The 24,005-nt window shown below is 50.0% G+C and carries 19 protein-coding genes; 10 read left to right on the top strand and 9 right to left on the bottom strand.

What is annotated here, in order from left to right; all coding sequences use genetic code 11:
• Positions 1–1,164 (bottom strand): cystathionine gamma-synthase, encoded by a 1,164-nt coding sequence (gene metB / locus TK45_RS09570; RefSeq protein ID WP_131258431.1) that lies wholly within the window; start codon positions 1,162–1,164, stop codon positions 1–3.
• 165 nt (positions 1,165–1,329) lie between these two features.
• Between metB and metJ the strand changes: the two genes are divergently transcribed.
• Positions 1,330–1,647: a met regulon transcriptional regulator MetJ gene (metJ, locus tag TK45_RS09565; protein ID WP_131258430.1), complete on the top strand. Its 318-nt coding sequence runs from the start codon at positions 1,330–1,332 to the stop codon at positions 1,645–1,647.
• Here the strand turns inward: metJ and TK45_RS09560 are convergent.
• Positions 1,644–3,185, bottom strand: coding sequence for an amidase (locus TK45_RS09560; protein ID WP_131258429.1), 1,542 nt, complete (start codon positions 3,183–3,185; stop codon positions 1,644–1,646). The two genes, metJ and TK45_RS09560, sit on opposite strands and share 4 nt — an antisense overlap.
• Positions 3,186–3,269: 84 nt before the next feature.
• Here TK45_RS09560 and TK45_RS09555 point away from each other — a divergent pair, with 84 nt between their 5' ends.
• On the top strand, positions 3,270–4,106 hold the full coding sequence (locus TK45_RS09555) for a sulfurtransferase (protein ID WP_131258428.1): 837 nt from the start codon (positions 3,270–3,272) through the stop codon (positions 4,104–4,106).
• On the opposite strand, the gene TK45_RS09550 is transcribed toward TK45_RS09555, so the two are convergent.
• A complete protein-coding gene (locus TK45_RS09550) occupies positions 4,100–4,510 on the bottom strand; it encodes a DUF3617 family protein (RefSeq protein WP_165490752.1) in 411 nt (136 codons plus the stop codon). The genes TK45_RS09555 and TK45_RS09550 overlap by 7 nt on opposite strands.
• A 135-nt stretch (positions 4,511–4,645) precedes the next feature.
• Entirely contained in the window at positions 4,646–5,191 is a 546-nt protein-coding gene (locus TK45_RS09545; RefSeq protein WP_131258426.1) for a BON domain-containing protein, read from the bottom strand.
• Positions 5,192–5,431: 240 nt separating this feature from the next.
• Between TK45_RS09545 and TK45_RS09540 the strand changes: the two genes are divergently transcribed.
• From TK45_RS09540 to TK45_RS09510, 7 genes are all read left to right on the top strand, one after another.
• A complete protein-coding gene (locus TK45_RS09540; protein ID WP_131258425.1) occupies positions 5,432–6,808 on the top strand; it encodes a sigma-54 dependent transcriptional regulator in 1,377 nt (458 codons plus the stop codon).
• Positions 6,792–6,992 carry a histidine kinase dimerization/phospho-acceptor domain-containing protein gene (locus tag TK45_RS09535; RefSeq protein WP_131258424.1) on the top strand — a complete coding sequence of 67 codons (201 nt, stop codon included), beginning with the start codon at positions 6,792–6,794 and terminating at the stop codon, positions 6,990–6,992. The genes TK45_RS09540 and TK45_RS09535 overlap by 17 nt, the downstream gene beginning before the upstream one ends.
• 75 nt (positions 6,993–7,067) lie before the next feature.
• The gene (locus TK45_RS09530; RefSeq protein WP_131258423.1) at positions 7,068–7,700 is read left to right on the top strand and encodes a methylamine utilization protein; all 633 of its coding nucleotides are present in this window, start codon (positions 7,068–7,070) and stop codon (positions 7,698–7,700) included.
• Positions 7,700–10,003, top strand: a complete 2,304-nt coding sequence (locus tag TK45_RS09525) for a bifunctional diguanylate cyclase/phosphodiesterase (RefSeq protein WP_131258422.1) — start codon at positions 7,700–7,702, stop codon at positions 10,001–10,003. The genes TK45_RS09530 and TK45_RS09525 overlap by 1 nt, the downstream gene beginning before the upstream one ends.
• Positions 10,000–10,842 carry a DUF3034 family protein gene (locus TK45_RS09520; RefSeq protein ID WP_131258421.1) on the top strand — a complete coding sequence of 281 codons (843 nt, stop codon included), beginning with the start codon at positions 10,000–10,002 and terminating at the stop codon, positions 10,840–10,842. Before TK45_RS09525 ends, TK45_RS09520 begins: the two co-directional genes overlap by 4 nt.
• Positions 10,836–11,264, top strand: a complete 429-nt coding sequence (locus tag TK45_RS09515; protein WP_174719778.1) for a group 1 truncated hemoglobin — start codon at positions 10,836–10,838, stop codon at positions 11,262–11,264. The genes TK45_RS09520 and TK45_RS09515 overlap by 7 nt, the downstream gene beginning before the upstream one ends.
• A 39-nt stretch (positions 11,265–11,303) precedes the next feature.
• Positions 11,304–11,552: a hypothetical protein gene (locus TK45_RS09510; protein ID WP_131258420.1), complete on the top strand. Its 249-nt coding sequence runs from the start codon at positions 11,304–11,306 to the stop codon at positions 11,550–11,552.
• On the opposite strand, the gene TK45_RS09505 is transcribed toward TK45_RS09510, so the two are convergent.
• The 5 genes from TK45_RS09505 to TK45_RS09485 all read right to left on the bottom strand — a co-directional run bounded on the left by TK45_RS09505 (position 11,537) and on the right by TK45_RS09485 (position 21,820).
• On the bottom strand, positions 11,537–12,148 hold the full coding sequence (locus TK45_RS09505) for a YigZ family protein (RefSeq protein ID WP_131258419.1): 612 nt from the start codon (positions 12,146–12,148) through the stop codon (positions 11,537–11,539). The genes TK45_RS09510 and TK45_RS09505 overlap by 16 nt on opposite strands.
• An 85-nt stretch (positions 12,149–12,233) precedes the next feature.
• Positions 12,234–14,096, bottom strand: a complete 1,863-nt coding sequence (locus TK45_RS09500) for a DUF885 family protein (protein ID WP_131258418.1) — start codon at positions 14,094–14,096, stop codon at positions 12,234–12,236.
• Between the two features lie 82 nt (positions 14,097–14,178).
• A complete protein-coding gene (locus TK45_RS09495; RefSeq protein ID WP_131258417.1) occupies positions 14,179–17,778 on the bottom strand; it encodes an EAL domain-containing protein in 3,600 nt (1,199 codons plus the stop codon).
• Between the two features lie 213 nt (positions 17,779–17,991).
• Positions 17,992–19,275, bottom strand: a complete 1,284-nt coding sequence (locus TK45_RS09490; RefSeq protein ID WP_131258416.1) for a response regulator — start codon at positions 19,273–19,275, stop codon at positions 17,992–17,994.
• 1 nt (position 19,276) lies between these two features.
• On the bottom strand, positions 19,277–21,820 hold the full coding sequence (locus TK45_RS09485; RefSeq protein ID WP_165490751.1) for a hybrid sensor histidine kinase/response regulator: 2,544 nt from the start codon (positions 21,818–21,820) through the stop codon (positions 19,277–19,279).
• Positions 21,821–21,963: 143 nt separating this feature from the next.
• Between TK45_RS09485 and TK45_RS09480 the strand changes: the two genes are divergently transcribed.
• A complete protein-coding gene (locus TK45_RS09480; protein ID WP_131258414.1) occupies positions 21,964–23,886 on the top strand; it encodes a methyl-accepting chemotaxis protein in 1,923 nt (640 codons plus the stop codon).
• Positions 23,887–24,005: the final 119 nt, after the last annotated feature.

Here is a 24,005-nt window from a genome sequence, read left to right as displayed (position 1 = left end):
TTAATTCTCCACGACGGCGTTTAACGCCTGAGTTAAATCTGTGACTAAATCTTCTGCCTGTTCGATGCCCACTGACAAGCGCAGCAACGTCGGCCCAATGCCAGCCAGTGCCTGCGCTTCGGCATCCATCGAACGGTGTGTCATGGTGGATGGATAACAGATCAGAGACTCTGTGCCCCCCAGTGATTCCGCAACACTAAATAACTGCACATGCTTAAGCAGTGTCTCGACTTGCTCTAGGCCACCATGCAGTTCAAAACTGATCATGCCACCAAAGCCTTTTTGCTGGGCTTTAGCGATGTCGTGACCTGGATGAGAACTCAATCCCGGGTAATAAACCTTACTCACCGCCGGGTGCGACGTCAGCAGTGCCACGAGTTGCCCGGCGTTTTCCTGATGCACTCGCATACGAGCCCCAAGACTGCGTACCCCTCGAAGGATCATGTAGTTATTAAGTCCCGAGCAATCGGTAAGGCCCAGACAATTGGCCCACCAGTGCAGATTTTCCGCCACCTCAGCATCGGAGCAGACCACTACCCCGCCCAGCGCATCACTGTGACCATTGATGTATTTGGTGGTGGAATGCAGGGCAAAATCCGCCCCCAAAGCCAGGGGTTGTTGCAGGATAGGTGATAAAAATGTGTTATCCACCACAACCTTAGCCCCCACCGTTCGGGCTTTGCGGCATGTTGCGGCAATATCCACGATACGCAGCAAAGGATTACTGGGCGTCTCTAACCACACCATCGCTGGCTTATCTGCGATCGCTGCGTCGAAGGCCGCAGTATCAGTCTGATCGACTATCACCAATTCAAACTGGCCCTTGGCTGCCAATGCTTTAAATAAACGCAGACTGCCACCGTAGGCATCATGGGGAACCACCAGTTTATCGCCCGCATTAAGCAACTGCATCAGCAGCGTAATAGCGGCCAGGCCACAGTTAGTGACGATAGCCCCCTGCCCGCCTTCGAGATTATTCAGGGTTTGTTCCAATAACTGAGTGTTCGGGTTGCCGCCCCGTGCGTAATCAAATTGCGGCGCCGCCTTAAAATCCGCGAATGCAAAATTGCTGCTTAGATAAATAGGTGGCACCACCGCGCCATGAGCGCTATCCGATTCGATTCCGGTTCGCACCGCCAGCGTTTGTGCAGAATATTTTGCCATGCTCATCACCATATGGACGTTTAGACGTCTAAACTACCGAACGGTTTACAGGCCGTCAAGATGTTTAGCCGTCTAAAGTTGACGAAAATTACCAGCCAAGTAGAATTTGCTGCATTAATCAGTAGCTCAGTTACTGACCGAATAACAAATAAAGAGAATAAGCCAATGGCAAAATGGAATGGCGAGTACATCCACCCTTACGCTGAGCACGGTAAGAAAGCAGAACAAGTCAAAAAAGTGACCGTGTCTATCCCGCTCAATGTGTTGAAAGTGCTGACCGATGAGCGCACCCGCAGACAAGTGAATAACCTGCGTCACGCGACCAATTCAGAATTATTGTGTGAGGCGTTTCTGCATGCCTTTACCGGCCAACCGTTACCCGATGACGATGACCTGCGTAAAGACAATCCAAACCGGATCCCCAAGGCAGCCCGTGAACTGATGGCTGCTATGGGGGTTGAGATTAACGAAGACGACGATTAATTGGCAATGGCGGGCGGGCGACGAACTAATGTTGCCTGCTCAAAGCCATAAGCCGCCTCAATCAGCACTGGCTCTGCCAACTTACCCGCAAAGAAAGACAAGCCGACCGGCATACCCTGTATATATCCCATAGGGACGGTAATATGCGGATAGCCTGCAATCGCAGCCGGTGAACTGGCCGCACCTAAATAATTGTCACCATTGATATGGTCGATAGACCAGGCTGCCTGATTACTCGGGGCAATCAGCATATCCAGCTTATGCTGACTAAGTGCCGCATCAATCCCATCAGCCTGCGCCATTTTTTTCAGCGCACTGAGTTTGCGTTGATACTCCTCAGGGCTAAACGGTGGGGTCATCGCCGCCTCAAAGATTTCCTGTCTGAAATACGGCATTTCCTGCTCTGCATGGGACTGATTAAACGCGATCAGCGCCTGCATGGTTTTAGGTACGCCATCCCCGGTAGTTGCCAGATACGCCTCTAAATCCGGTTTGAATTCCTGTAACAGAATCTTGTATTCCAAATCGCCCCAGCTTTCGTAATCCGCCAGTTCAACGTTATCAACGATAACGGCGCCCTGCGCTTTAAGCACCGCCAGTTGCTGTTCAAACAGCACATCCACATCGTCGTGATAGCCACCAAGCTGGCGCACAATGCCAATACGTTTACCTTTAAGACCATCCGCTTTCAGATGGCGCAGATAATCCATCTGCCCCTTTTCTGCCTGCGCATCGTTACCATCGTACACTGCCATTGCTTGCAGCAATGCCACCGCCCCGGCGACCGTGCGGGCCATAGGGCCCGCCGTATCCTGGCTGTGTGAGATGGGAATAATCCCATCACGGCTAACCAGACCTAATGTTGGCTTAATCCCCACGATACCGTTGATTGACGAGGGGCAGGTCACTGAACCATCGGTTTCAGTGCCGACAGCCAGCAAGGTAAAATCTGCGGCGACGGCCACACCAGAACCGGAACTTGACCCACACGGACTACGATTGAAATCATAAGCATTGCGGGTCTGGCCATACATACCAGACCATCCGCTGCTACTGCGGCTGGAGCGGAAGTTTGCCCACTCACTCAGGTTGGTTTTGCCCAGAATAATCGCGCCCGCTTCACGTAACCGCGCAACCAGAAACGCATCATCTGCCGGGACATTATTTTTCAGCGCCAGCGACCCGGCACTATTGCTCATGCCATCACCGGTATCGATGTTGTCCTTTAGCACCACCGGAATACCGTGTAACGGTCCCCGCACCTTACCCTGAGCGCGCTCAGCGTCTAATTGCCGCGCTTGCGCCAGCGCCTCCGGACTGAGTTGTGAGATTGAATTGGTGCTGTCGCTCGCCTGATCCAACGTTTTAATACGCTGTTGATAATAGGCCACCAGTTCGGCGCTGGTGATTTCACCGCTGATTAGCTTAGCTTGCGCCTGTTGCCAGCTTAAGTTGCTGAAATCCTGTGCGGCGCTGACTGCGCCACTGATACTTGCCAACGCTAATCCCAGCGCCGTGAGTTTTCCCGCCAGTTTCATGCTTATGTCCACCTTATTGAGTCTGCTGTTCAAGATGCCAGTTAACCCTTAATATGACAACAAACCTATAAGGATCAGTTTGTTATGTTTACATCCTCACTTATCCAGGCTGGCGAACTAGCCGCCCGGTTGCACCAGCCCAATCTGCTTATTCTGGATGCCAGTTGCCATGTCGATGACAACTATAACGAACATGCACCCGCTATCCCGGGCGCACTACGTTTCGATATTGAGCAACAGTTTTGCGACCCCGATGCCTCCCTGCCAAATATGATGCCCAGTGCAGAACGCTTCAGCGCACTGGCACAGGCGCTGGGAATCTCGGCCAACAGCCACATCGTGGTGTATGACAGCAAAGGCATTTTTTCGTCAGCACGAGCTTGGTGGATGTTCAAAAGTATGGGACATGCAAAGGTCTATTTACTCGATGGCGGGTTGCCAGCCTGGCAGGCTTTAGGTCTGCAAACCGCAACCCTTAGCCCTGCGACACACACCGGCGATTTTGTCGCGCGTTTTGCGCCTGACGCCTTTGTTGATCGCCACGCAGTGCTTGCAGCCTGTAAGCATGCCGACGGGAAAGTTGTCGATGCCCGCGCCGCAGCACGTTTTCACGGTACAGCGCCCGAACCACGTGAAGGCATGCGTGCCGGCCACATTCCGGGTTCTGTCAGTTTACCGTTTGAAAGCCTGTTGGCCGACGGTCAGTTCAAGCCGACTAAAACCTTGTTCGAAGCATTTCAGGCCCGTGGGCTGCAACCTACGGACCGAATTATTTTCAGTTGTGGTTCCGGCGTGACCGCCTGTGTGGATTTGTTTGCCGCTCATTTGTGCGGTTACCCGAATCTGAGCGTTTATGATGGTTCCTGGAGTGAATGGGGCAGCGACCCGAGCTTACCGATTGTCAGTAGCGCAGACTACTGACACTCACCGATTCGCTCGGCTTGCAAGGAACTTTGTAATGCCATCGCCATGCCCCCCAGACGCATTTGCATGGTGATATCGCCTTCACCGCGATTGCCAAACGAGCGGAATTGCCCACTTATCTCCGTGCTCACGCCCTGCATATCGCAGAGCATAACCGCATGCAGGGTCTCCCCTACCATTTTTTCACTCACTGCCTGGCAATCTTTAAATTTTGTTACCAGCTCGGTGAGTTTCAACACCGGCTCTTTGACACAGTATTTGCTCACCTCACGATGCACTTTACCGCTAAATGGATCTTTCGATGCCAGCGTGGTTTGCCATAATCCCGGCTCAATCGTCAGCTGCGCCGCCATTGCATTTGTCGCGACCAATAAAAACAAACTGCCTAACCAATAGCGCATATTCTTCCTGTTTCTTAACATCTGAGCGATCACTTTACGGGGTAAGCCGAGTATTGGGAAGTACCAAGCCTGATAGCGAATAGCTGAAGACAAACAAAAGCCGCTCTGGGAGCGGCTTTTGGGATTCACGGCAAATTACGACTCAACTTTCAGTTTGTCGACCACTTTCGTCACATCTGTGGTGTTTTTAGCAATCGCTACAGCCAGCTGCTTCTCAGCTTCGCTGTCCACTTTACCTTTCAGTGTAACGACACCATCTTCAGTATCGACGTCGATGCTGGTACCGCTCACTTCTGATTCCATCAGCAGACGCGCCTTAACCACAGTCGTCACTTTGGCATCTTTCAGGTCTTGAATGGTTTCGCCGGACTGCTCTTTATCTTCTTTCAGCACAGTCAGTTTATTATCCACCCGCTCAACACCATCGAGGCTGGCAATCAGTTCGCCCGCCAGCGCCTTATCAACTTCGCTCTCTACTTTACCGGTCAGCGTTACTACGCCATTTTTCACATCGGTATTGATATCAAACGAATTCAGTTCGGTATTAAACAACAAAGTGCTCTCGGCCTTGCCATCGATCCAGGCATCTTTCGCCTCATCCTGCCACGTATTGGCAGCGTAAGCCGTTGAACCAGCGAAAAGCAATGAAGTTGCAATTAACGTCTTAGTCAGATGTTTCATCTTATCCTCCAAATTTCCTGTTTTGCCACCGGGTGGCGTTGAATTGATTACTGCGGGTTCCATGCCAAATGGATAACTTGTTGTTTTAATTTGCTTTTATGCTGATCTGACAGGTAAAAGCGTTCGTAATCACCGGTAGAATTTTCCGCTCACTGGAAAATTTAGCCGGCCGCGTGCGCTATTGATGCAACATGTAAATTGCGTATAGTGGTCAACTATTAACCAGCATGGAGAGTGATGATGGCCAGAGTGCTTGTCGTGGATGATGACCAGACATTTTTAGATGTGGCAGCAGAACTACTGGAGGGCCTCGGGCACCAGATTAGCAGCTGCAATAGTCTGGGTGCGGCGCAAATGATGGTCAAAAGTCAGCGCTTCGATCACTTGTTGCTGGACCTGATGTTACCCGATGGCAGCGGCTTACAATTACTCGATAGTCTTAATGAGCGCCAACGGGAGTCAACCCGTGTCACCATCATCACCGGCCATCCCAGTATTACCCAATCGGTCAAAAGCCTGTATGGACCCAGAGTCAATTACTTAGTCAAACCCCTGACCATCACCGCATTGCAACAAGCATTAAGCGAGCAATCGATACCGACGACACCAGCGGTCACAACGCCAGCGCCTCAGCACGCAACCAGTTCGCCGCAAGCCTTGTTGGTTGGCGAGAGTCCACAAATAAAACAATTAATCAGTACCATAGAGCGAGTCGCCGCCACGGATGCGAATGTGATGTTGATGGGTGAGAGCGGCGTCGGCAAAGAAGTCGTCTCACAGGCCATACATCAGGCCAGCCGCGCCCATGAACCATTTGTCGCCACCAACTGCGGGGCATTGAATAAAGACCTGATTAACAGTGAATTATTTGGTCACGAAAAAGGGGCGTTCACCGGCGCGCTCAACCGCAAACCCGGCGTGTTTGAACAGGCCGGCGCCGGCACCCTGTTTCTGGATGAAATCACCGAGATGCCGCTTGATCTGCAAACCAATCTGTTACGGGTATTGGAAAGCCGCCAGTTTGTGCGGGTTGGGGGGCAGGAGCCGCTTGCCGTACAGTGCCGCGTCATTTCCGCCACTAACCGCGATGAACAAGCGATTGCGCGGGAAAAATGCCTGCGGGAAGACTTATATTTTCGTCTCGCGGTGTTTCCAATCCATATCCCGCCGCTGCGGGAAAGGGACGGTGACATTCCCATTTTGGCAGAGCACTTCCTCAATCAGTTGAATAACCAGCACGGTAGCGGCCTGGTGTTGGGTAAACCTGAACTGGCACGTCTGTGCGACTACAGTTGGCCGGGCAATGTACGCGAGTTGCGTCATTGCATCCACCGCGCATTTATTATGACGGATCCGGATAGCCGCACATTACAACTGCCGGATAAGCTCGGTTCGCCGTTTGCCAGCAGTGAGGCCAACGATCCCGGTGACTTTACCTTAAAGCCGGGACAATCCATCGAGCAAATGGAACGTGCATTGATTGAAATGACCCTGGAAAAACTGGGTGGCGATCGCACCCGCGCGGCAAAAATGCTCGGCGTCAGTACTAAAACCCTCTACAACCGTTTAAAAGCCTACGAATCGGAACAGGAGCATACGGATGTCAGCGCCAACTAATCTCGACGAGTTTATTCACGATTTACGCAATCCGCTGAACAATATCAGCATGTACGCCGAGCTAGGCAAAATGCAGGCACAGCAAGGGGCTACGGCAGAAAAACTATTGCAAACCTTTGACACTATTATTGCGCAGTGCCAGCGAAGCAGCCAATTACTCGATTCACTGAAACAACATGGTTAAACCAATACACAGTGTCAGTTGCTGCACGCGACTATTCCGGTATGATGGTAGAGGATTGCGTCTGAGTACACCATTTTGAAATTAGTCTTATTCATCAGCCTGATAGCGTTTAGTCTTGGCTGTGGGGCCCGTCAGTTGACCGTGCTCGACCAACAAGGCCAGCCCGTTGCCGACCTGGTGGTTAGCTATCCCGCCACACCAGCTTACCAGCCCACTGACTCATTGGCAGTGATGGATCAAATCAACAAGCAATTTTCCCCGCAGGTATTAATCATCCAAGCCGGTCAGCAGGTGATTTTTCCCAACAGTGATGATATCCGCCACCACGTTTACAGTTTTTCACCCACCAAGCCATTTGAACTTAAGTTATATGCAGGCAGCGATGCGCCCCCGGTGCAATTCGATACGCCCGGAATCGTTGTGTTAGGCTGCAATATCCATGACGGCATGATTGGCTACATTTACGTGAATGATGGTCGGGGTACTGCGCTAAGCAATTCGCAAGGTGAGCTCAATATTCCTGCCGAGATTACCACACTAAGCCTGTGGCACCCGCGACAGCAGCTGTCTGTCGTTGAGCGCACGTCTATTACGCTAGCGCCCGGGCAACAGCAAATTATTTTACCATTTTCGCTGGTGCCGCCAGCAGAACCGTCCAGTAAGGGTACAAAATTTGGCCGCAAACTGCGGCCGCAGGGTCAACCATAATGCGACGTCGTCTTAACCAGACAATCTTGTTGTATGTCGGTGGACTAATTGTCTTTACCTCGCTGATTATTCTGGTCAATGTGTGGATTTCCACCACAGAGCACGCCCGCAATCAGTTGCGCAATGATTTGTCGGTTGGTCAGGCGATTACCCAGCGTATTTTGCAAAACCGCGAACAACAATTAGCCACCAGTGCTCAAGTGCTGACGGATGATTGGGGCTTCAAGCAGGCCGTAGTGCAGGCGCTGCGTGATAAACAAACCATGCGCTCGGTCTTGTTGAATTTTGGTCGTCGCATCAATGTGGACATGATGGCCGTAATCGACGTCAATGGCACTATGGTATTTGACCGCGATAATATCCCTGCCACCTTCAGCCAACAGGCCGCCAGTATGGCGCAACAGGCGTTGTTCGGTGGCACCCAGACACAAATTTTACATAGCGATGGTAAAATATATCAGGTCTTTCTGCTGCCGGTAAAAGCGCCCAATCCTATTGCTGTCGCCATGCTGGGCTTTGAGATAGGCCTGCCGTTACTGCGCGAACTGAGTACTATTTCCCAACTGGACGTCTCCATCACGCTAACCCACAATCAGTTGACACAGCGTTTACTCAGCACATTGCCCGCAGATAACCATGTCGCCCAACACGAACCGGACCAACTGAACTGGATTAATATTGCCTTATTCAATCAGCAAGTGTTCGCGGCCCAATCTGCGCTGCTTAGTCAGCATGATCAACAGCGCATCGAGTTACAATTATCTGAAAATGTTCAGCAGTTATTCGCTGGCTTTTCGCGCTTACAACTGCAAATAAGCATTATCGCGCTGCTATGCGTTTTATTAGCCGTTCTGATCACAGCCATCATCGCCCGCCGGGTTACCCGGCCGATCCGCAATTTAGTCAACCAATCCAGCCATATTGCGCACGGTAACTATCGGCATTTATCCGAAACTGACGGTTCACTGGAAGTCAATGAACTGACACATGCCTTTAATACCATGCAAGACAATATTCAAAACCGAGAAGCTCAAATCCGCTTTCAGGCCGAACATGACTTACTCACCGGACTGAATAACCGCAATGCCTTGTCTGCACACATTACCGGCATGTTTGACCAGCAGCAGGCCTTTCAGGCAATAGGGATCAAGGTACGTGGTTTTCGCAATATTAATGACGTGTTTGGCCATCAGAATGCCGATCTGTGTCTGACTATTCTCGCGCAACGATTGGCTCAGCAAACTGCCTATTGCGCTCGCACCGCAGGTGGCGAATTCGCGCTGATTAGCCCGCGCGGCTGCAGTGACGAACAATTGGGCGCCTTGCTGCGTGATTTGCAGGCCCCCGTACTGTTGGGCAATGTAGAATATCGTCCGGCCATTGCCTTGGGCTACCTGGATTGTCCGCAACAGGCGGATAGCACAGAACAAGTGTTGCGCCGCTTGCATATTGTGCTGGACGACCCGCGACAGAAAGACCTTCCCTGGGTCAAGTTTGATGTGCAATTGGAGCAAGACTATCTGCGGCGCCTGACCATCATTAGTGAGTTGAAGCTCGCTTTAGAGACCTCTCCCAACCAGTTTGCCGTGCATTATCAGCCCAAAATCAACACCCAGACCGGTCAGTGCCATGGAGCAGAAGCGCTGGTACGCTGGACCAGCCCCACTTTAGGCTTTGTCGCGCCAGACGTGTTTATCGGCTTGGCTGAACAAGCCGGGATCATTCATCAACTGACGTTCCGGGTGCTGCAACAAGTCATCGAAGACAGTCATAATCTGGAGCGAGCGGGATATGCTATCTGTATCGCAATTAACCTCTCCGCCCAGGATATCCTCAAATCCACCATAGTCGATCAACTGATCAGCCAAGTGAAACATGCCAATCTTAGCGGCAAACATATCAGCTTCGAATTGACAGAAAGCGATTTGGTCAGTGATGCAACAACCGCCATTACACAATTACAACGCCTGCGCGATGCAGGCTTTCAGTTAGCCATCGATGACTTTGGTACCGGCTATTCATCCCTCGCTTATTTGCGCAGCATGCCGGTCAATACCCTGAAGGTCGATAAAAGTTTTGTACTGAAATTGGATGAAAATGCCGCTGACCGGCAAATCGTGCAAACTATCATCCAGTTGGCCCACAGCTTTCACCTAGATGTGGTGGCGGAAGGCGTGGAAAGCTGGAATAGTTGGGAGCTTTTAAAATCTTGGCGGTGTGAGTCGTTACAGGGATTTTACATTGCCAAACCGCTGACCTTCCGTGACTTTACTCACTGGCTTGAACAACAGGAGCAGCCATGAAAAAACTAGGCTTGGTATCATTGGCAGTAACCTGTCTGCTGGCAGACTATGCCCTGGCCGGCGAAGGTAAATTGCTTGCAACACCCGGACTAACCCAAATAGAGGGCAGTGGCGGCGGTGGACTAGTTCCGTGGGCGACCATCGCCGGCTATGACAGTCGTGAGCAAACCTCAGCCAGCGTATTCAGCACCTCGGTCAGCGTCGATGATTACCGGCTCAGTGCCTGGGGCGCCAACATCGGCCTGTATGACCGGGTTGAGCTTAGCGTTGCCCGTCACACCTTTGATTTAACCTCTCTGGGCGGGGATATCAGCCAAACCATTGTCGGCGCCAAAGTGCGCTTGTACGGTGATGTGATCTATTCAGACTGGCCTCAACTGGCATTAGGGGTTCAACATAAGCAGCTCAGCGATGGCAGTGTGGCGCGCTTAGTGGGTGCCAATAACTCTAGCCAAGGTACCGACTGGTATCTGTCTGCAACCAAAATTCATTTAGGCGCCGCAGGTGGCTACAACCTGGTGTGGAACCTGACCGCTCGCGCGACCAAAGCTAACCAGATGGGTCTGTTAGGTTATGGTGGTAGCCACGATGATGATTATGCCATCATGCTTGAAGGTAGTGCAGGCGTATTGTTATCTCGCAGCCTGGTGCTCGGTATCGAATATCGCCAGAAACCAGACAATCTCGGTTTGGGCGAACAGGACTGGTACGATGCGTTTATCAGCTACTTGCCCAACAAGCATGTCAATATTACCGCAGCATGGGCCGACTTGGGCAGTATTGCCGGCGTTCGCGGCCAACGGGGTTTGTATCTGTCAATCACGGGGTATTTATGGTAACGAAATTACACCTGGGTGTTATCGCGCTGTTGCTATTCCTGGCAGGCTGTCAGAGCAACACAGCTTCCAGCAGCCTGTATGAGCAAATAGGCGGCCAGCAAACCATCGACCGTATCGTAGACAACTTTATTCGCCAAATTGAATATGACCCGCATATCATCGAATTCTTTCTCGAATCGGATATTGATCGGTTTCGCAGTAAATTGAGTGAACACATTTGTGCCTTTAGCGGGGGGCCTTGTGTTTATAGCGGCGACAGCATGCAGGACGTGCACGCGGGTATGCATATCACAGAATCTGATTTCAACCGCACAGTCGACTTGTTGATCGACGCAATGACCGAAGCCGGATTAAGTCACCCGCAGCAAAACAAAATGCTTGCGCTGTTTGTGCCAATGCGTCGACAAATGATTTATCGTTAAACGCCGGGCGCCATCCGCTCCCCACCATCAGGAGCCATCATGTCTGATCAAAGCCTTATTCGTTTACTGAAAATCGTCATGTCGGTGGGCATTTGTCTGATACTGCTCGGCATTTATCTGCATAATTTCAATGCCACCATCGAAGCGATGGGGGTCACCGGCATTATAATCAGTGCGGTTTGCGTAGCGCTGGGTATGGTAATGTCGTTACCGACCAAAATGTATCTAACCTTTCTGTTGGTGCGTCGCGAAGAAATACAGAAAGAACAGCATCACTCACTGGATTGAATGACAATTTTACCGGCACACAGGTCTGTCGCTTGTTGGCAAAATGCCTGTTGTTGCGCCTTTGCCAACTGCAAGGTTAAGACGATTTGTTGCTGATAATCATAATGAATCTGTTCACAGTCATACTGACTGACTAACTGCAACATGCCACCATCAAATCCATAATCAAACGCCAGTGTTAGCCCTACCCTTTGCACCCAATGACGCACGGGCAATTCAGCCAGCACCGCAGACGTGGCGTCAGAGTATGCCCGCTGTAATCCGCCTGTGCCTAACTTGGTGCCTCCAAAGTAACGCACCACCGCCACCGTCACTTCGCCAATACCACTGTGTTGCAGCACTTTTAGCATCGGCATACCTGCAGTTCCGCTTGGTTCTCCGTCATCACTCATAGACATCAATGTGCTGTTCGGTGCACCAGCAATATAAGCCCAACACACGTGATTAGCCCCCAGATGCCGGGCACGTAGTTCACGCAAAAAATGATTCGCTACCTCTGGATTGGGCGTATGCGCAGCAAATGCAAGAAAACGGCTGCGTTTAATTTCCAGTTCTGTTTGATGAGACTGTGCAGGGATAGGGAATGACAATGACATAGTATTTGGCCGGTTAACCGCGCCATTATGGCATAGCCAATGGTGGAACCGCATAAAAAAGCCGCCCGCAGGCGGCTATGAGTTATTACATGCTCTGCTGGCTGGCAATCCAGTTATCCACTTTGCGTTCCAGTACCTGCAATGGTAGCTGACCACCGCCTAATACGGTGTCATGGAAGGCGCGGATATCGAACTTATCGCCCAGAGCATCTATAGCGCGCTGACGTAGTTCGAGGATTTTCAGCATACCGATTTTGTAGCTAGTTGCCTGACCCGGCATCACAAAATAACGCTGCACTTCAGAAATAATCTGCCCTTCTGAAATCGGCGAATTTTGTTTGAAATACTCAATGGCCTGTTGCTCAGTCCAGCCTTTAGCGTGAATACCGGTATCCACAACCAGACGGATGGCCCGCCACATTTCTGTTACCAAACGCCCAAAGTCAGAGAACGGATTCTGATAGGCACCCATTTCCTTGGCCAATGTTTCGGCGTACAGCGCCCAGCCTTCCACGTAGCTGCCATAGAACAATTGGGTGCGGAATGTGGGGACAGATTGCAGTTCCTGCTGAATAGAAATTTGCATATGGTGACCCGGGCTACCCTCATGGTAGGCCACAGCCTCCATTTCATTTTTTGGCATCATGGTCATATCAGACAGGTGCACATAATACGTACCCGGGCGGCTACCGTCCGGTGTGCCAGAGCTGTAGTGCTGCGCGGCCCCCGGCTGCTCACGGAATGATTCAACCCGTTTTACCACCAGCTTGGCTTTGGGCAATAAGCCAAAGTACTCAGGCAATTTGCTGTCGATATAGTCCAGATACGCCTGGGTATCATCGATATAAGCCTGACGTCCTTCATCTGTATCCGGGTAATAGAAGCGCTCGTCAGTAACATCCTGTTTGATATATGCAAAGAAGTCCTGCAGTGTGCCCTCGAAGCCTACCTCAGTTTTGAGCTTTTCCATTGCCGCTGTCAGGCGCGCCACTTCACTCAGGCCCAGCTGATGAATCTCATCCGCGGTTAAGTCCGTTGTGGTCGACGTCTTCAGGCGATAATCATAATAGGCCAGGCCATCTGGTAGTGCGCTAGCCCCCTGAGCGGCGTCAGGAATATTGGCCCGATCACTTTCAAACCAGTCAATAAACGTCAGGTAAGCCGGTTTAACGCTGCTCAACAATGCCGCTTTAGCCTCTTCTGTCAGTTCGTCAGCCTTAGCCTGATCGATACTGCCATTGTCCACCAGCGCCTGAATTTTGCGCTTAGCATCAGCCATTAGAGGGGCGTCCGTTTCGCTATCATCAAATGGATAACCTGTGATGACATTTTTTGACTGGGTAATGACACCGTCGTAGGCGAAGTATGGGGCTTTAACGCCAATATCCGCACTTTTGTGCACACCATCTATCAGTTGCTTGGCGGCACGATTCATCTGATTCAATCGGCTGATGTAAGCTTGCATATCCTGCAGATTATCTACCCGATGCATATTGATCATAAAGTTAGGCAACATCGATTGCGGGCCAAACATCTGATTGAAGCTGTAGCCGTGATAACGCCATTTTTCACCGGCTTGTGCCTGCTCATACTGGTAAATCCACAGGTCGTAAGAGGTTTTACTATCCAAATCCAACTTGGCGTAATCGAAATGACTTTTCAGTTCTGCAACCGAAGCCGCTAGCCAGGCGAGATTCTTTTTCTCTGCCTCCTCGGACATATCATCCAATTGGTCGTACTTATCTTTACGGCCGAGATAGGTCATCTGCAGCGGTGAAAACTGCAATTGCTCTTCGTATTTTTCCTCAAACCATTGATTCAGGCGCTCGGACTCAGTTTGTGCAGTCTGTTCAACAGACACCTTGGGGGCCGCAGCAGAATTGTCGTTGCTAGCTGGCGAGCAGGCAGTCAACACCGCGAGCGCGGTTAGAGATAAGATTAATCGCATGACAGGAACTCATTTATTATTGTTGCAAAACAGACTACCCAGCCATCGCTTACAGTCAATAGCCGGGCAGTGTTATTGGGTTTCAATTTGTGTCAGAGCGCTGATTGGCCTGCTGCACAAATTGCTGGAATGACTCAAGGGGCATCGGCTTGGCCAGATAGAAGCCCTGACCAAACTGGCAACCCTGAGCCTTCAGAAAAGTCAGTTGTTCTGACAGCTCAATGCCCTCGGCAACACAGGCCATGCCCAGTTTGTCAGCCATGCCCAAAATGGTTTCAACCAGTGTTTCCGCACCTTCATCGCGCCCCAACTTGGAGATAAATTCGATATCAATCTTGATAATATCGACCGGGAAACGCACCAGATATCCCAGTGATGAATAACCGGTACCGAAATCATCAATGGCGATTTTTACGCCCATTTCCTTCAGTTCACTGAGCACCCCAAGCGCTTTGTCCGTATTGGCGGTGATAAGGCGCTCGGTGATCTCGACTGTGATCTCGATGTTCTGGCTATAGCGGGAAATTTTCTCCAGCCATAATTCCAATGCATGATCCTTTGAGTGGAACAGGCGTGGTGACACGTTAATCGACAAGCCAATGTCGCCATCCGGGAAACTCGCCAGTAACTGTTCACAGGCATTTTCCAGCATTAGGGTATCTATACGGTTAATCAGGCCAGATTCCTCTGCCAGTGTGATAAATTCATAGGGTGGAACATAGCTGCCATCATTACGTTGCCAGCGGGCAAGTGCTTCACAGCGCACGACTTGGCCACTGTGAATGTCAATAATTGGCTGATAGTGGCAGCTTAGCTTGTTCTCATTAATGGCTAAAATTAGCGCCTGTAGCATGGCATGGCGCTGCTCAGATTTTTGCTGCAATTCACGGGTGTAGAACTGCCAGCCATTTCTGCCGCTATTTTTTACTTCATACATGGCCTGATCGGCATGAATAATCAGCGTTTGTTCGTCGCGACCGTCCTGAGGATAGATAGCCACGCCAATACTGCATGAACAGTTAATCCGGACGTTTCCAAGTTCAAGCGGCAACTGCACAGCTTCAATGACCTTTTCGATGACTGTCTGAATATCACATTCTTCTTCGACATGGCTCAGCAGCACGCCAAACTCATCGCCACTAAGGCGGGCCACCGTATCAGATTCACGTACACAACTTGATATCCGCTGAGCAACCTGACGCAATAACTCATCACCCACTGCGTGACCATGGTTGTCATTAACCGGTTTAAAGCGATCCAGATCGATAAACAGCACTGCCAACATTTCATTGCGGCGTCTTGCAGAATCGAGTGCTTTACGTAAGTGAGCGCTAAATAACAAACGATTTGGCAAACCGGTCAAAGCATCGAAAGTGGCCTGCCGTTCAATGACCCGCATGCTCTGTACTTTATCCGTTATATCCTGCACGGTCCCCATACAGAGTGGCTGCTCATCTTCCTGAACATATTCACCGATAAAACGCAGCCAACGCCCATCCCCGATGCTGTCGTGTATTTCCAGTTCCAGATCGAAGCTATTTTTATCGTTAAATAATTTGGTGATGGCCTCGCGCAACAAGCCTAGCTGCGGAGGCTGCAGATAAGCAACCAATTCATTAACATCTCTGGGCTCAGGAATAGTAGCTGTACTGAGCAAACGGGAAATTTGCTCTGACCATTGCACAATATTTAACTGTGCATCGATTTTCCAACCACCAATTTGCGCCACGTGCCCAACCTTTTCCAACAATTGCTGGCTGCGATACATCGCATACTCAAGGCGGTACTTTTCTTTGATCTGGCGAAAACGGATCTGCAACAACAGCATTATTACCGCAGCAGAAAAGAACACCAGGGCACGCAGGGTAAACAGATTGGTCAGTAACTGATCGGAATGGTAATCGGGTAGAATTGCCAATTGCCAGCTACCACCACCGACTGGGATAGACACCTGCAGGCGCTCCGGTTTGTCAAAAATGTGCTTTTCACCAAAAAATACCGCTTCGCGCTCGCCTAATGCATCGAAGCTGCGGATTGCCAAGATATCACCCATATTCAGACTCACGTCGGATTGGCGGAAAAGGGCATCTGCATCAATAGGAGCCGAGATAATCCCCCACAACTGACGTTGCTGATTCTGTTCATAAAATATCGGTGAGCGGGCAATAAACGCCTCGCCTCCCTGCACCAGTTGCACCGGACCAATTACCAGAGACTCTGCGGTGCGCACGGTTTTCAGCACAGAAGGGTTCTGATCCGCCACGGTACTGTAATCCAGCCCGACCGCTTTTTCATTTCCCTCCAGTGGATACACATAATTGACGATAAGGTTGCGCGCCGCAGCAAAGTTTACGATTAGCGGTTCACGCTTGAACATTTCTTTGGCGTAGCGGGCGAATTCCTCGTAGCTCAATTCAGGATTAGCCGCAATATACGCTGAAAAGCCTTCCAGCATGGATAAACTCAGGGAAAGATGCCCTTCCATTTTCGCCGCGATAGTGCTCAGCTGGCGGTAAGCGGTCAGTTCAGCCCGATTGCGGGATTCCTGTTGCACCACCTGCTCTAACATCAGGTCGATAATAAAAGCCAGCAAAATCACCAGTGCGATGGTTAACACCAGTCGCTTGCGATACCAGGTAAATGCCAGCGCCGGCACAAACACCACCAACACCACCAATGGCATCCATAAGAACAACGTACTGATGTGGCCTGCGTCAGTCTGAATTACTCGGCTAAATATTTCATCGCCAGGCAACTCATTCAAAAGTCCGGTCGCTTTTAGCTGCCTGGCCATATACTGCCAACGCACAATATCGACATTCCCCAATGGTATTTGTGGGTATTGAATATAACTGTCGATAATGTTGGCAAACTCTAGGTTGTATTCGCGTAGGTTGGGATATTGAATTATGTAACGCGGCATTTGCTCAGAAATACGATTGGCAATTTCACTCTTATTCTGCAGGGCATAGCGCCAGCCTTTTATACTGGCATCGATAAAGCGGCGCACTACATCCGGATGTTGCTGTACAAACTGCTCGGTACTAAACAATGAATCCCCATAAAAGCCAATACCGTAGTCTTCCGGATCCATTTCATTTAGTGATAACTGTGCTTTAGTCGCTTCATAGCGGGCACTGGGCGCAAAAGATACGATGGCATCTGCTTTGCGTTCACGCAGGCTCTGCACATTGGCTGGCACATTCACCAGCGTAACCTCGCTTTGTGGAATATCGAAATGCTGTAATAGCGCTAACAATTCAGCGCGACTGCTGATGCGCTGACCGACTGCTATGCGCAGACCTCTGAGGTCGTCTGGTTTAGCTAGCGGTACGCTGTTTAGCGAGAAAAAAGAAATTGGACTTTCCTGATAGAAGCTGGCTAACAACACCACCGGCACACCCCGTTCGCGGGCAAGCAGAAAGTCTACCGAGCCGACGGCAATATCCACCCGTCCTTCACTTAATTCATCGGTTGCATCTATGGGGGTTTTATTTGGCTTTACGCCACTGACAATTTCGACATCCAGGCCAGCGTCGGCATAATAGCCTTGCCATTGGGCAGCATAATACCCGGCGAACTGGAATTCATGTTCCCATCTGAGTTGCAGTACAATTTTGTCAGTGGCAGCAACACCCTGACAAAACAATAACGCGGCAAAAAAAGCGAATTTTCTCAACATCGTGCGTCTACGGCGCTCAAATTATGTGCAAAGCTTAGACGACGAACACCATTCTACTCGCCGCCCCGGATAAATGGCGCTGACTTTTATCAACATTGCGCCAACTTTAAAATTCGGGCATCCTTGCCGTTTACTTCGGAATGTACTTAACTAACTGAATTTAATGGCTTTTTAAAAAGTCTCACAGGCGAAAACCAAAAACAAGTGTTCCCTTCATTTCGCCACAATGTTTAAGCCAAATTTTTCGAAAAGCTTTTCCAGAGACTCTTTATACAAAGGTTTCACAATATATCCTTTCGCCCCACGTTCGACCGCCTGTTGTACGGTGATTTTATCCTTACGACCACTGAGCATTACTATCGGTGTATCTTTATTAGGGCCATCGGTCGTGCACACCTGATCGACAATATAAATGCCATTGGTGTCTGGCAGCGTTACATCCATCAGTACCAGCGAATAATGTCGGTTTGACAGAGAGGCAAACGCGACCCTTCCATTGGCCGCGACATCGACTTTTACCTTGTAATGATTTAACAATTTTTTGGTCAACTGTGCGCTAATTGCATCATCCTCGACCAGTAAAATCGATGGTGTCGACTTTTGTTGCTGCAAGATCTGCTCATAATCGACGTCTTCGCTATATAAACGATTAAACGTATAGTGACTGGTCTCTTGAGCATTATTTTCATCATCGACCCGATTATCCCCATCGGACGCTGGAGTCTCAAAAGCAGCGGAATTCGCCTCATCGGCGGCGTCATCATTTTTCGCTTTGGGCAGATTAACACTGTCGAGCAATTCGCCAATCAGGTTCATGGTTTTTTGCTGTAACTTCAGTAATTCAGGACGCACTTCATCGGAACGAATAGCTGAAAGGGTCTCACGTAACTTAACCAAGTCCAGATCAACCGGTTGGTGTGAGCGAATCTTTGCCACAGCACCGTCCAGCGCCTTGTCGATGTCCAGCATGGTTTGTTCAAATTCGCTCCGCAGCAGCTCACGCCGCTCCAACCCTCGACTCACCGCGCGCCCGACATCTTCCGATACTTTGCCGATTTCTCTGACAAAGGTCATATCACCCTTTTTGTGTTTAACTGCAATCCCCATGCTGGCGAGCAAGTGTTCACAAATAAGAATCACCCGATGCATTTCATACACAGGGCGCGCCACCATGTAGTCATCGACGATGCCACTGCGAAATGCCTGATAAGCTTCCGCTTCTTCGTGGCGAGGCACCATGGCCACAACGCGATGCTCGCAGACCGGATATTCCGCCACCGCATCAAGGCTGCGATAATAGGCGGACAGACATTTGACAACGCTCGGGCCAGTTATCAGGAATACTTTCTGCTCCTTGCTAATCAGTTGCCGGCAGATATCGCGCATCGCATCAACCACCAATACCGAGGCGAAATAATCCGAAAGGATATTAATCAACAGTTTGTCGGCTTCAGGATCGGTTCGATAATAAATAATGTGAGTAGTATTCGATGGCATATTAACCCTCCCAATCCCTGCGCAAGACCATCAATAAGCGTTCCATTTGTTTTTTCACCTCCAACCACTGTAGCAGACGCAAATCTTCTGGGCGGTTCTCGCGACAAATTGTTTCTAACTGTTCAGCCTCAAATTGCAGTTGATTGGCGCCAATTGCTCTGGCACTGCTTTTGAGACTGTGTGCCAAACGTTCAACATCCGCCCACTTACGATGGGCGACGGCCGCGACCAACTCTTCAAAACTGTGTTGCATATTGCGGATAAACTCGCGCATAAACTCGCGCAGTTCTTCCGCTGCAATATCACCGGTAAACCGAAAGAGGGCGCCAATGTTGTATGGGGACTCATTAACACGCATTTCCCCGGGCAGGTTGTGGCTATGGTTGACACTTTGCGTTTGTGACCACTTACCCTCGCTGTTCATCAAGAAATCCATCATACTGGTCAGCGTAAGAGGCTTCATCAATACGTCATCGGCACCAACTTTTATACTGTTATCAAAACACGCCTGAGTTCTGTCTGCGGTCAACACAACCATGATGACATGTGCTCGCTGTTGCTGATGTTCGATGGCTCGCAAGCGACGGATACATTCAGCTCCTGTTATGTCTGGCATTTGGTAGTCCGAGATAACTAAATCGTATGTGTGATGCTGAAACAGATGTATGGCTTCTGTACCATTGACCGCAAGGTTGGCATGCTGGCCAAGCACCTTAAGCTGATGACAAATGACATAGGCATTGTCAGGATTATCTTCCACCACCAGAATCCGGCGCTTGTTTAACAACGGCTCTGAAGCATTAACAATCGGGCGAGGGGAATGGGCTTTATGATCGTAATCCAGCATCATTGCCAAAAAATCGCGCCATTTAAGCGGCATATTGATTAACTGCGGACAAAGATTACTTAAGTCAAACGGCGTTGTTGGGTATAGCACCACTGCGTTTAACTGATTCAGTTGCAAAATAAGTTCTGGCGCGGGCGGCGCCGTATCCGGCAAAAAGAGTACTCGCTGCCGGTCGGTAATCTGGGCGGGAAGCGAACTGATAGAAGTAAGCTGCACATCGTATTGATTGACGTAGAGGTTTAACTGTTCAATGAACGCCGGATCATTGCACAATATTTCCAGTCCGTTCAGCCTGTTCGGGCTGATGTCTTTACTCAAAGACGCAGGCTTACCTGCCAATGGCAATGTAAAGTGAAAACAACTTCCTTTTTGCAATTGTGATGACAACTGCAATTCAATGCCCATTAACTGGCAAATCCGCTGACAAATGTGTAGCCCCAATCCGGTACCGCCATAGCGACCATGAATATCCAGCGTTCCCTGCTCGAAACCCGCAAAAATTTTTTTATGCTGCTCTGGCGCTATGCCAATCCCATTGTCACGGACCGAGAAAGAAATGGCGTGATTCGCCGCTTCATAATCAATCCGCAGTTCAATGCACGGCTCGGGTGATTCGTTGAACTTGAGCCCGTTACTAATGAGATTATTTAATACCTGCCGTAATCGACTCTTATCTGCACGTATGACTGACGGAGCAGCGGGGTCGACAAACAGGAGAAGTTTGGCGTCACGCTTGCGCGCCTGCCCGAGAAAGCCACTAAATAATTCTTCCATTTCTGCCCTGAGAGAAATGTCGACAGATGCCAGAACCATTTTTTCGGCATCCAGTTTTGCCGCATCCAACACATCATTCAGTAATTGCAGTAAATGCTGAGAATTACTTTGTATCCGATGCAGATATTCGTTGTGTGCAAATTGCGGATCATGCAGGGTCAGATCCAACATACCAATGATGGCATTGAGGGGTGTTTTTACCTCGTGACTCATTGCAGCCAGGAACTGGCTTTTCGCCCGGCTTAATTGTTGGGCCTGCTCGAATGCCTGCTCTAACTGCAGATGCAGTGCTCTGAAGTGCGACTCGTCGATCAGCATACTCACACGTTCGCCATCCGGGGTGACGCTGTCGCGATATTCCAAATATTTTCCATCACTATGGGTAAAGCGCACGGCGAATGGGCGTTTAGTTGTCAGTTTGCGCTTTAACCAACGCATGATCGCCGCTTTACGCTGTTTTGTTTGCTCCGGCATGCTTTTTAAAACAAAAGACGCCAGCTCCAGCAGTGACCGGCCTTTTGCGCCATAGCGGCAAAATTGTGTAAATAGGTCCCGAAAACGCGAATTGACGATCTCAATGCAATGATGGGAATCACTGATAAACAGGGCATCCGGCAATAGTTCGATCGCTGTTACGATGGCCTGGTATCGCCTAGTCAGCAGGCTTTCACGGGTTGGTTGAATAGTGATCAGGAACTGATCATCGCCGGTGGGAATGCTCTGTAATACCCGCAGCTGCTGTTCGACAGTAAAAATTCGGCAACTCAGGCCACTGGTAATCAGACCTTTTGCCTCAGCCAGCAGCAATTCATGCAACTTATCGGTCGCAAATGTTTGCTCAAACTGCGGGTTGCTCGCTAACAATTCCCCCTTGGCAGAGACGAACATAGCGGGGCAAGCGATGGTTGCCAGCACCTCTTGCATTATTTCCTCTGGCATTGGTCGATTTAAGCGTAAGAATAGTCAACAAAATCAACCAGATCATATTAATTTGCCCGCTGGTCCAACGCGCAAATCTTTACTGTCCTTCTATACTGAATCCCCGTCTTATAGTTGGAGCGCTTGATATGACAGTGCAAAAGAAGTTCCTGCTGGCAGTTGCGGGGTTTGTAGTAGTTTTAGGTATTTTTCTGGTTATTCTGACGGTTCAAACGGCGGTGCAGAACACCGATTCACAACTCGACAAAGATGTGCGTTATAGCGAAAGTAAAGTCAGAGGTGTTTTGCAGGTTACCGATAGCATCATGCGTGAGCGGGTGCAAAATGCCATGCGATTGTTAAAGATTCAGGGCAACGCGATTGGTAATCCCTCCCAAGGTGCGACCGTTGACGTAAATGGTACGCCCGCACCACAATTATTTTTGGGCGATTCGCCGCAAGCCAATCAATTTCAACTGGTTGATGGACTGACCGACATTATGGGTGGCACCGCCACTTTGTTTAGCCGCAGCGGTGATGATTTTATTCGCGTATCCACCAATGTAATGCGCGAAGGTAAACGGGCCATCGGCACAAAGCTCGCCCCTAACGGTAAAGCCATGGCCGCCATTCGTCAGGGGCAAGCCTACTATGGCGAAGTGGATATTCTCGGCAACCCTTACCTGACCGGTTATGAACCCATGTTTGATGCCAATAATAATGTTATTGGTATCTGGTATGTTGGGTATTCCGCTGACCTAAAGGTATTGGCTGATGCCATCGAAAATATGCGGGTGTTAGAACAAGGCTTCGTGGCACTGCGGGATGGTAAAGGCAATATCCGCCTGCATTCCCGTCATATTCCCAATGAAACTATCAACCAGATCGTCAGCCAGCCAGGAGATGATTGGGACGTTAAAATTATCCCGTTTAATGAATGGGGTTATGACATTGTCATTGCCACTTCACTACAGGAAGTCGACGGATACTTCTGGCAGGGGGTACTGGCGGGCATCATCAAAGTCGTGATTGCGGGCGCATTGATGCTGGGCGGAGTATATCTGCTGGTCAATAAACTGGTCGGTGCTCCGTTGGCAGAGTACATCCAAACCGTCAATCATCTTGCAGATGGAGAAGGTGATTTAACGATCCGATTCAATGCCACCCGCTCAGACGAACTCGGCCAGATGGCGCGCGGTTTCGATAAATTGATCGAACGTTTACAGCGTACCATTACTGAGTCAAAACAAACGTCTGAGCAGGTATATCAAGCCGCATTAACACTGGATAAAAATGTCAGCGCGGCCCTAACTGCCATTAATCAGCAAACCCAGCAAACCGAGCAAAGTGCTGCCGCGGTCCATGAAATGAGTAGCTCCGCGCAAGGTGTGGCGGATAATGCCGCACGTGCCGAGCAAGCCGCTAATCAGGCCCGAAGCGATGCAGAGAAAACGGTGAGTGTGTTGCAAAAAACCATTCAGGATATCCATGCCCAGTCCAATGCCATGCAAAGCTCGGTACAGGTAATCAGCGAACTGGCCAATGCCAGCGAAGATATTTCGGCGGTGTTGGAAGTCATCCGCAACATTGCCGAACAAACCAATTTGTTAGCCTTGAATGCGGCCATTGAGGCGGCCCGGGCTGGCGAACAAGGACGCGGTTTTGCGGTGGTAGCTGATGAGGTGCGCTCATTAGCGAGCCGCACTCAAACATCAACGGAAGAGATCCGCGATATGATTGAGCGCCTGCAGCGCGGTGGCCGCAGTGCATCCACCTTGATGGAAGAAAACAAAGTCCGCGCAGAGCAAAATGCTCTGGCAACCGAACAAGCGGGCGGTGCTCTGGATGAAGTACTGAGCTCGGTGCAAACAATCTCTACCTATAACAGTGAAATCGCCAGCGCCGCCGATGAGCAAAAACAGGTCACGTCGTCAATCAGCCAAAGCTTTGAGGCCATTCAAATGGCGTCGCGAGCCAATCAGGACAGTGCGAAAAACACGGCCCAGGCTTGTCAAAATCTACGTGAACTATCTGAACGATTGCGCAAAGAACTGGCCTACTACAAAGTTTAAATACATGTCTTCAGTAATATAAGCGCCCAATAGGGCGCTTATTTTGTTATTCACTCAGACTAAACGCGATGATTAATTTTGGTCGCAGTGAAAGATCTGCTGCATACTCACGACTGCGG

This window comes from Bowmanella sp. JS7-9 (genome assembly GCF_004329715.1).
In the GTDB taxonomy this organism is placed as follows: domain Bacteria; phylum Pseudomonadota; class Gammaproteobacteria; order Enterobacterales; family Alteromonadaceae; genus Pseudobowmanella; species Pseudobowmanella zhangzhouensis.
This window is presented reverse-complemented; position numbering and strand designations above follow the sequence as displayed.